Origin of the sequence: Zongyangia acetica, from assembly GCF_038739695.1 — a bacterium.
In the GTDB taxonomy this organism is placed as follows: domain Bacteria; phylum Bacillota; class Clostridia; order Oscillospirales; family Ruminococcaceae; genus Zongyangia; species Zongyangia gallinarum.
Genome location: NZ_JBBEWN010000029.1, coordinates 1 through 8532, shown reverse-complemented (window position 1 = coordinate 8532; position 8532 = coordinate 1). Strand labels below are relative to the sequence as shown.

General features: G+C 56.0%; 8 protein-coding genes and 1 pseudogene. All 9 read right to left on the bottom strand.

Annotated features, from left to right (window positions below; genetic code table 11):
* Positions 1-132: 132 nt before the first annotated feature.
* Positions 133-1869: a CD1108 family mobile element protein gene (locus WGC32_RS14740; RefSeq protein ID WP_002588927.1), complete on the bottom strand. Its 1737-nt coding sequence runs from the start codon at positions 1867-1869 to the stop codon at positions 133-135.
* Positions 1862-2230: a DUF3851 family protein gene (locus WGC32_RS14735; protein WP_002578787.1), complete on the bottom strand. Its 369-nt coding sequence runs from the start codon at positions 2228-2230 to the stop codon at positions 1862-1864. The genes WGC32_RS14740 and WGC32_RS14735 overlap by 8 nt, the downstream gene beginning before the upstream one ends.
* A 2-nt stretch (positions 2231-2232) precedes the next feature.
* A complete protein-coding gene (locus tag WGC32_RS14730; RefSeq protein WP_002578788.1) occupies positions 2233-4614 on the bottom strand; it encodes a VirB4-like conjugal transfer ATPase, CD1110 family in 2382 nt (793 codons plus the stop codon).
* 10 nt (positions 4615-4624) lie between these two features.
* On the bottom strand, positions 4625-5047 hold the full coding sequence (locus WGC32_RS14725) for a PrgI family protein (protein WP_002578789.1): 423 nt from the start codon (positions 5045-5047) through the stop codon (positions 4625-4627).
* Between the two features lie 20 nt (positions 5048-5067).
* Positions 5068-5937: a VirB6/TrbL-like conjugal transfer protein, CD1112 family gene (locus tag WGC32_RS14720; RefSeq protein ID WP_002578790.1), complete on the bottom strand. Its 870-nt coding sequence runs from the start codon at positions 5935-5937 to the stop codon at positions 5068-5070.
* Between the two features lie 83 nt (positions 5938-6020).
* Positions 6021-6116: pseudogene (locus tag WGC32_RS14715) on the bottom strand (Maff2 family mobile element protein); the annotation flags it as partial.
* Positions 6117-6205: 89 nt separating this feature from the next.
* Positions 6206-7825, bottom strand: coding sequence for a recombinase family protein (locus WGC32_RS14710; protein ID WP_070087575.1), 1620 nt, complete (start codon positions 7823-7825; stop codon positions 6206-6208).
* Between the two features lie 111 nt (positions 7826-7936).
* Positions 7937-8125 (bottom strand): transposon-encoded TnpW family protein, encoded by a 189-nt coding sequence (locus tag WGC32_RS14705; RefSeq protein WP_070087576.1) that lies wholly within the window; start codon positions 8123-8125, stop codon positions 7937-7939.
* 14 nt (positions 8126-8139) lie between these two features.
* Positions 8140-8532 (bottom strand): ATP-binding protein (locus WGC32_RS14700; RefSeq protein WP_342682984.1); only part of this gene is annotated, 393 nt, incomplete at its 5' end.

Genomic DNA, 8532 nt, shown 5'->3' with positions numbered 1-8532 from the left:
TACCATCTGGCTGGCCGCCGTTTTAATTTTGAGATGCTCAGCGGCTTGATTTTGTATTGCATTTTTTCGCCTCCCTAAAAATCTGAAATTTCTACTTGACTTTTATTAGCAGGTCTTTCTCATAAATCGGCCTTACCAGTTCATCAGGCCGTAGCCCTTGATGCACTCGTAGGACAGGGAATAACTCTTGATCTTGCAGGCGTCGCCAGAATTGCCCTCCACGGTGTAGACCCGGCTGCCGTCTGTGCCGACCACAAGGCCCACATGGTCGGCGCTGCCATCCAGGTCCCAGTCAAAGAAGATGGCGTCGCCGGGGGCGATATTGGCGTAATCACGCCCGCCCCATTGTCCGTGAGACTGGAACCACGGAATACCCTGGGACTGGCAGGCGGCAAAGCGCGGCTCGGACAGCCCCATCTGGCCGTAGCACCAGGACACGAAGCAGGCGCACCATTCCACACGGGAATTGAAGCCGTACCAGCTCCAGTAGGGCTGACCGCCCACATTGCCCACCTGACTTTTGGCTATGTCCACCACGGCCTGATTGCCGGGGCGGGTGCCGTTGACGAATACCACGCCGGTCAGGTCCTCGGAGTTGCTCGTATCCGGGGAGCCGCCGCCGAAGATCAGCGGCTTGTTGCCCAGCGTCTGCCGGTACACCTGGTACATTTCCAGCTGTTCCGGGGTTAGCAGCTCCGAAGCCACGGAAGATATGGGCTTGCTGGTGAGCTTCACATTCAGAATGTAATACTCATACGGGACTTCCTCGGTGGTCGTCTCGCCGGTCACGGGGTCCGTGGAAGTTTCGGTGCGGTATCGTATCTCCACTTCCTCGGTAAGCGTCAGTTCATACTGTGCGTCGAACACGCGCTCCAGCTCGGCCTGGGCGCTCTGCCGGGTATAGCCTTGCAGCACGGCGGACAGGTAGGCTGCCAGCTCATGGGGGTCATGCCCGATCATATCCAGGTCATAGCGGTACTCGTCATACCCCGGATGGCTGCTTTCGATGTTGTCGATCTCGGCTTGCAGCGCCGTTTCTTTGGCAGCGTAGTCGGCCTCCACCGCCACCAGCTCAGGATCATCCGACGGGTAGGTGGTGCCGGACACCACGGAACCGATACTCTGCGCCATCATGGAGCAGGAGGACATGGTGTTGAGCAGCATACAGACCAGCAGGAAGATCGCACCCGCAATCAAAAAGCCCTTTTTGTGGCGCATGACAAACGCGCCCGCTTGCTGGGCTTTCTCCTTGACCGCCTTGGCCGCCATGCCGGTGGCCTCCGCAGTCTTGGCGGTGTTCCCGACAGCTTGACCGGCGCGCTTGGCGGCAGCGTATTCCTTTTTGATGGCCTGTTTCTGCTGCCAGCGGGAGATGGGGTTGCTGGCAAGCTGGGGATTTTCCCGCAGGGACTTCTGATACAAGGCGTTCACATTGGCCTTCTCCAGCTTCTGCTCGGCCTGGGCCGCCTTGCGGTAGGGCTTCAACTTGTGGCTGCGGTAGCCTTCCCGTGCAAGCCTAACGCCGGTCTCGGCAGCCTCCTCGGACTTGTGGGCGCTCTCCACGCCCACATTGTCCTGTTCGGTCTCCCGGATTTCCTTGTGGAGCTTCCCCAGAGCGGCATTGGCGGGGGTATCCCGCACCGCATGGGACAATTTGGAGGGCGGCTTCTTCTTGTCCTCCAGCACCAGCTTGGTGGTCACTTTGCCGGTCTCCGGGTCCACCGTCTTTTGCCGGACCTGCTTTTTGGGGATTTTGGCCTGCGCCTTGTCTGCTTTGGCGGCGGCCTTGTCCGCCTTACGGATGGGCTTCTCCAGAGCCGGGTCAGCCCGTTCCTCGTCCGTAAAGCGCAGGCGCGGTTCCTTATTCAAACCATTCCCCCAACATGAGGGAGGCCGTCATGTAGCGCAGCTCCACATAGACGGCCAGCCCCACAGGGTCACGGGAGGGGTGCTGAAGCAGATGGGCGTAGATCTGCGCCACCACATTGGCCAGCAGCTCGGACTGCCCGCCCTCGAAGATGACGATGGCCGGGACGCCGTTCATGGCGCACCAGATTTCCGTCAGGCGCAGCAGGCCCGCTTCGCCGTCCTCGTTCAGCTCCGCAGCCTGATCCGCCGCCGTGCGGGTCTCGCTGACGGCATCGGCCAGCTCGGTGAGCAGCTGGGTGCGCTCACCCTCCAGGGCATCGTCAAAAAACATCATGGTATTCAGTTCGGTGTTGGGTTTCATGGTCATTCATCCTCCTTTTTCAGTTCCTGGGGTTTGGTGGTCATAATGCGGTACAGCTCGGTGTTCTTGGGGAAATGGTCCACGAAAGGCAGGATCGTGGAGCCATAGAACAGCAGGCCCTCGCCCTCGCTGGAGTGGGTCACATAGGAAAGCTGGTGAGGGGAAATGCCCAGCTGCTTGGCGAGAATCTGCCGGTCCCCGCCCGCCTGGTTGAGCATATACACGAAGTCGGAGTTCTCAAAGATGTTCTCCACCTCGCGGGAAGAAAGCAAGTCTTTGACATTCTGCGTGATGCCGGTGGGGATGCCGCCCCATTTTCTGAACCGCTTCCAAATCTCCACCGTGTAGGCGGCGGTCTGTTCCTCTTTCAGCAGCAGGTGCATCTCGTCGATGTAGTAACGGGTGGATTTGTGGGCAGCACGGTTGATGGTAACGCGGTTCCACACTTGGTCCTGGACCACCAGCATACCGATCTTTTTCAGCTGCTTGCCCAGCTCCTTGATGTCGTAGCAGACGATACGGTTGTTGATGTCCACATTGCTCTGATGGTTAAACACATTGAGGGAGCCGGTCACATAGATTTCCAGCGCCGTGGCGATGTACTGCGCCTCTTTCTCGTCCTGCGCCCGCAGCAGGTTGTAGAGGTCCTCCAGGATGGGCATATTCTCCGGGCGGGGGTCATTGAGATAGTCCTGATACACCAGCCGCACACAGCGGTCAATGATGGTTTTCTGAACCGGCTGCAAGCCCTCTTTGCCGCCTACGATCAGCTCGCACAGAGACAGGATGAAGTCGGACTTGAGAGACAGCGGACTTTCATCGTCCGAGTAGTCCAGGTTCAAATCCATAGGGTTAATGTAATTGCTGCTGGTGGGCGAAATCTTGATGACCTGCCCATGCAGGCGCTCCACCAAGGGCGCGTACTCGGCCTCCGGGTCGCAGATAATGATGTCATCATTGGTGAGCAGGAAACAGTTGGCGATCTCGCGCTTGGCGCTGAAGGACTTGCCGGAACCAGGGGTGCCGAGAATCAGTCCATTGGGGTTTTTCAGCAGCTTGCGGTCCACCATGATGAGGTTGTTGGACAGGGCGTTGATACCGTAGTACAGCGCCTCTTTGCCGTTCTGGAAAAGCTCCTGGGTGGTGAACGGAACAAAGATAGCCGTGGAACTGGTGGTCAGCCCCCGCTGAATCTCGATCTGATTGAGGCCCAAGGGCAGCGCAGACATCAGCCCTTCTTCCTGCTGGAAGTCAAGCCTTGTCAGCTGGCAGTTGTACTTCTGTGCGATGGAACTGGCCTGGAACACATTGTTGCCCAGCTGCCGGGGATTGTCCGCCGTGTTCAGCACCAGGAAGGTCACAAGGAACATTCGCTCGTTTCGGCTCTGCAAATCCTGCAAGAGCTTCTTGGCCTCGGCACCGTAGGTGGCAAGGTCGGAGGGAATGATGTCCATGTCATATCCGGCGCGGACGGCTTTTTTCTGTTCCTCAATTTTGGATTTATCCAGGTCGGTGATTTTCCGCTTGACCGTCTTGATGGCCTTGATCTGATCTACGGACTGGATATGCAGGCTGACGATCAGAGAGCTTTCCATATCCAGAAAATCCGCCAGCATCCGGTCATTCAGCTCCGGGGCGAGGATCTGCAAAAAAGAAACAGCCCCGTATTTTTTACCCATACGGAACTGTTTGCCGGTGCGGAACTCGAAGCCGGACGGCGCGATGAAATCCTTGGTGGACAGACCGGACGGAGCCAGCCAGTCCCATTCAAAGCGGAACGGCACCTGTTCATCCATGTGGAAAATGCCGTGAAGCTGTGCCAGCCGCGCCTTGCCGTCCAGGGTCTCGGCGGCCACGCCCAGGCGTTTGAAGTTGTTGAGAATGTCGGTCTCAATGCGCTCCAGACGGGGCTTGGCGGCCTTGAGGCTGTCGGCGTCGATGCCGAAAGTCAGGTACTTGGTCTTGATAAGACCGTTGTTGCCTCTTGCCAGCTGGTTTTGCAGCATGGTGGTGTACTCCACCCGGATGCTGTCAAAATCATCCCCCTGGAGAGGAATGTTGATGGCGCGGGCAAAGGTCTCCTCAGAGGCTGCCAGGTTCAAAAAGGACAGCTGGAACTGAATGGAGCTGTCGAAGTAGTTGAGGAAATCGCACCAGCCCTCGAAGATCGCTGTCTTGTCCTCGTTCTGCGAGAGCTGATAGTTGATGTCCTGGAATTGGATGGTCTTTGTGTAGCGGCTGCCTGCCACACGGCAGATGCCGTCCGGCCACATCCGTTCATAGGGGATACTGTCCTGAGCCGATTTTTTCTTTTTGTCTGTGCGATTGGCACGGGCAATGGCAGCCTCGATCTGCTTTCTGTCGGCGCGGGACAGCTTTTTCATCTTTTTCTGATTAACCGGCTGCGCGGTCTTTTCGTCTTTTCCGAACAGCCGGTGCAGCCAGCTTTTGATTACCGTGAACAATGTCATACACCTCCTTGTCGAGTTTTTCCTGCCGTTCCAAAACGGCATAGAAGTTGTTGGTCTGATACGGGCGCTCCTTGGGCCGGATGACGGCCACCTTGATGATATTGCCCACGATCTTTTCCAGGGGCTGACCGTGTTTTTCATACATCGCCAGCATGAAGAAGGGCAGCATGACCAGCATCATACACATGGCAGCCACGCTGTTTCCCACAGGCCCCCGGAGCAGGAAGAAAAGCGGTACGCCGATCAGCGCACCGCCGCCGAAGCAGACAAGCTGCCTCTTGGTTAAGTTGAACGCGACCTTGGTTTTGACTTTCGTAAGATCCTTGGGTACAGGTACATAAGCCAAAGGGATTACCTCCTTCCTGGTTAATGTGCATTGAAAACGGATTTTGCGAGGCTGCCGGTCTTAAAGAGCGTAAAGCACAACAGGACCGTATAGCCCACGCAGCTCCAGATGGCCATAATGATGTCGGATTCGGTGGCAATACTCTGCACCAGCACGGCGTAGATCGCCACACAGACGATGATGAGAAATGCCTGGAAGCCCAGGGCGATCAACGAGCGCAGATAGTTCTGGCCCATACCGCCCCATTCCTTGCCCATCATGGTGGCCATAGGGATGGGAGCCACCGAGGTCACAAGGTAAATCTCAATCATACGGCCATAAATCACGATAAAGATACAAATGTAAAGCGCCCACATGGTAATGCCGATAAAGAGCGACTGGAACCACAGGCCGAACAGCGGCCCCAGGTCCATATCCATCAGCCGGGACTCCATATCGGTCATGACAGAGGAGATGTCGATGGAAGCGTCGGAACCGATGATGCCCGCCGCCTGCGCCACCACACTTTGAGCTGCGTCAAACACGCCCATCACGATGTTCCAGGTGTTTGAGACGATGAGGATGGCAGCGGCAGATTTGAACACCCATTTGAAGATCATCCAGGTGTCCACATCATGCAGGTTGTTCTTGTCGGTAATCATCTGAATCAGCTCCAGCGTCATCACGATAGCCAGGATCACGCCAGCAATCGGCACCATGATGGAGTTGGAGAGATTTTGGATCATGCTGAAAATACTCCCGTTCCAGCCCTGAGGGGTCTGGCCCACCTGTGTCGCAATGTCTGCGACCTGCTGGTTCACGCTATCGAACATCCCCGATAAGTTGCTCATAATGCCGCCTACCAACATTTCCTTGAGCCAGTCAGTAAGGGCATCGAGTAAGAAATCCATACGGTGTCAACCTCCTTTCAGCCGCCCCCGCTTGGGGGCAGGGGCGGCAAGGATTTCTTATGACAGCTTAACGACGGGAGCGATCAGACGGTGAACAGGCTGGAGAGCAGGGGTACGAGGACCATGCCGACCACGGCGACGCCAGCGCCAGCCATGAGCTGCTTCATGCCCTGGGACTTTACTGATGTGCGATAAAGAAGTAATAGAAATGTAAAAAATTTTGCCGTTCCTATCCGGCACTTGGCCATTGTGTCGGATAGGTCGGGCGTTAGGCTTCGGGCAAGTCAATCTTGCCGACAAAGCTGTAATAAATCTCAATGTCCTGCCTGCGGGTGCCGTTCTCGTCATAGCTACACTCATGCACGACGATTTTTTCAATCATTTCCCGCAAGAGGGTGGGGGTCAATTCCTCAAAGGCAAGGTGCTTTCGGACGATACCCATAAACTTTTCCGCGTTGACGGTGGCGGCCTGCGACTTGTCCAGTTCGGCCTGCAAAGCGGCGGCGCGGTCTTTCAGTTCCCGCTGTTCCTGCTCATAGTCTGCTGACAGTTCCATGAAACGCTCGTCACTGATTTTGCCGTTCACATTGTCCTCATACAGCCGCTTAATAATGCGGCTCACTTCGGCAATGCGCTCCTGCGCCTGTTCAAGCTGCCTGGTGGTTGCGGCGGTCTTTCTCTTGCCGCCGATCTCGTTCTGCTGGATAAGCAGCTTCACAAAGCGGCTCTCATGCTTGGCGGCATACTCCGTCACTTGCCGGAGATTGGAGAGGACACCGGCGGTCAACAGGTCGGTGCGGATAAAGTGCGCCGTACAGTCGCGGGTGCGCTTCTTGTAGCTGCCGCAGATGTAACAGTCCTGCTTGCGGTTCTTGTTCTGATACCGCTGCTGGTACATCACATGGCCGCAGTCGGCGCAGAACAGCATACCGGAGAACAGCCCCACTTCATCATAGCGGTTCGGGCGTTTGCGCTGCTTGCGTAACTCCTGCACGCGCTCCCATGTTTCCCGGTCTATGATAGGCTCATGGTGGTTCTCAAAAATGGCCTGCTTCTCCACGGGGTTCTCTACACTGTGTTTGACCTTGTAAGAGGGCTTTTCCGTCTTGAAGTTTACCAGACAGCCGGTGTACTCCCGGTTTTCGAGGATATGAACGACGGTGTTTGTCGCCCATTTACACTCATAGCCGGGGTGGTAGCGGCGTGTGCTGCCTGTCCTGCGGTATTCCAGCGTCCCCGGCGTGGGGATTTGCTGCTCCGTAAGCATACGGGCAATCTTGGTCGGGCCATTCCCGGCAAGGCAAAGCTGGTATATCTGCTGGACAACCGGCGCGGTTTCCTCGTCAACGATATAGTTCTCGTCCTCGTCCATGAGGTAGCCATAGACCGGCTTGCTGGTAACAGGCTTGCCGCTCATGCCTTTTGCTCGTTTTACTGCCTTGATTTTCTTGCTCGTATCTCTCACCAGCCATTCGTTGAACAGATTTCGCAGAGGGGTAAAATCGTTGTCCATGCTGCCGTTTGCGCTGTCCACATTGTCGTTGACAGCGATAAAACGCACTCCCTTTTGAGGGAACAGCATTTCCGTGTAAAACCCTACCTGCAAGTAGTTTCGCCCTAACCGGCTCATGTCCTTGACTATGACGGTTCCGACTTTCCCGGCTTCAATGTCTGCAAGCATGGCTTGAAAACCGGGTCTTTGAAAGTTCGCGCCGGAGAAGCCGTCGTCGGTGTACCAGCGCAGATTAGTAAAGCCGTTCTGCTTGGCGTAGGTTTCCAAAATCCTTTTCTGGTTCGATATGGAATTACTCTCGCCTTGCAACTCGTCCTCATGGGACAATCTCGGATAAAGGGCGGTAATGAGGTTTTGGGTGGCTTGTCTTAACATAAAATCCTCCGTTTCCGACAGCCAGCCCCACTATTCCGTGGTTTCATTGTACCACGGAATAGGGCGGGCTGTATAGCGGCAAAAGTGTAAAATCTGCTTCTTTATGATTTGTCAAATTGCCGGTTTTTGTGTAGCAGCGGCTTCCGCTTCCAGTACCCGCGCCATTTTGTCGGCGGCGGTGGTGGTAGTGTCTTTCTTGAAATAGCCGGACACGACAAGGACGGAATTGCCCATGCGGATTTCCGTCACGCAGTCGGGGCGGCGGGTGGTGCGGGTGTCGGGCTGCTTGTTATCTGCCATAGGCAATACTCCTTTCAGTCGGTAATCAGTTTCTTCATGCTCTCCATTTTCCGCTGCGCGGCTTCCTGCCGGAAGTTGTCGCCGGTAAAGCGTACCGGGACGCACATGGAAAGCAGGCGGTCATAAATCCGGGAATGGGCGGTGTCCTCCGGGTTCCGCAGGTCGTCCAGCGTGAGGTTGGTCGTGACGATCAGCGGCTTGCTGCTGCGGTAACGGCTGTCAATCACATTGAAAACCTGTTCCAGCCCGTATTCCGTCCCGCGCTCCATGCCGAAGTCGTCAATGATAAGCAGCGGATAGCGGCAAAGGCGGGAAATGTACTCGTTGCGGTTCTCAAAGCTGGCGGCAAGGTCGTTGAGGATAAGGGCAAAGTTCGTCATGTGGACGGGGATTTCTTTCTCCATGAG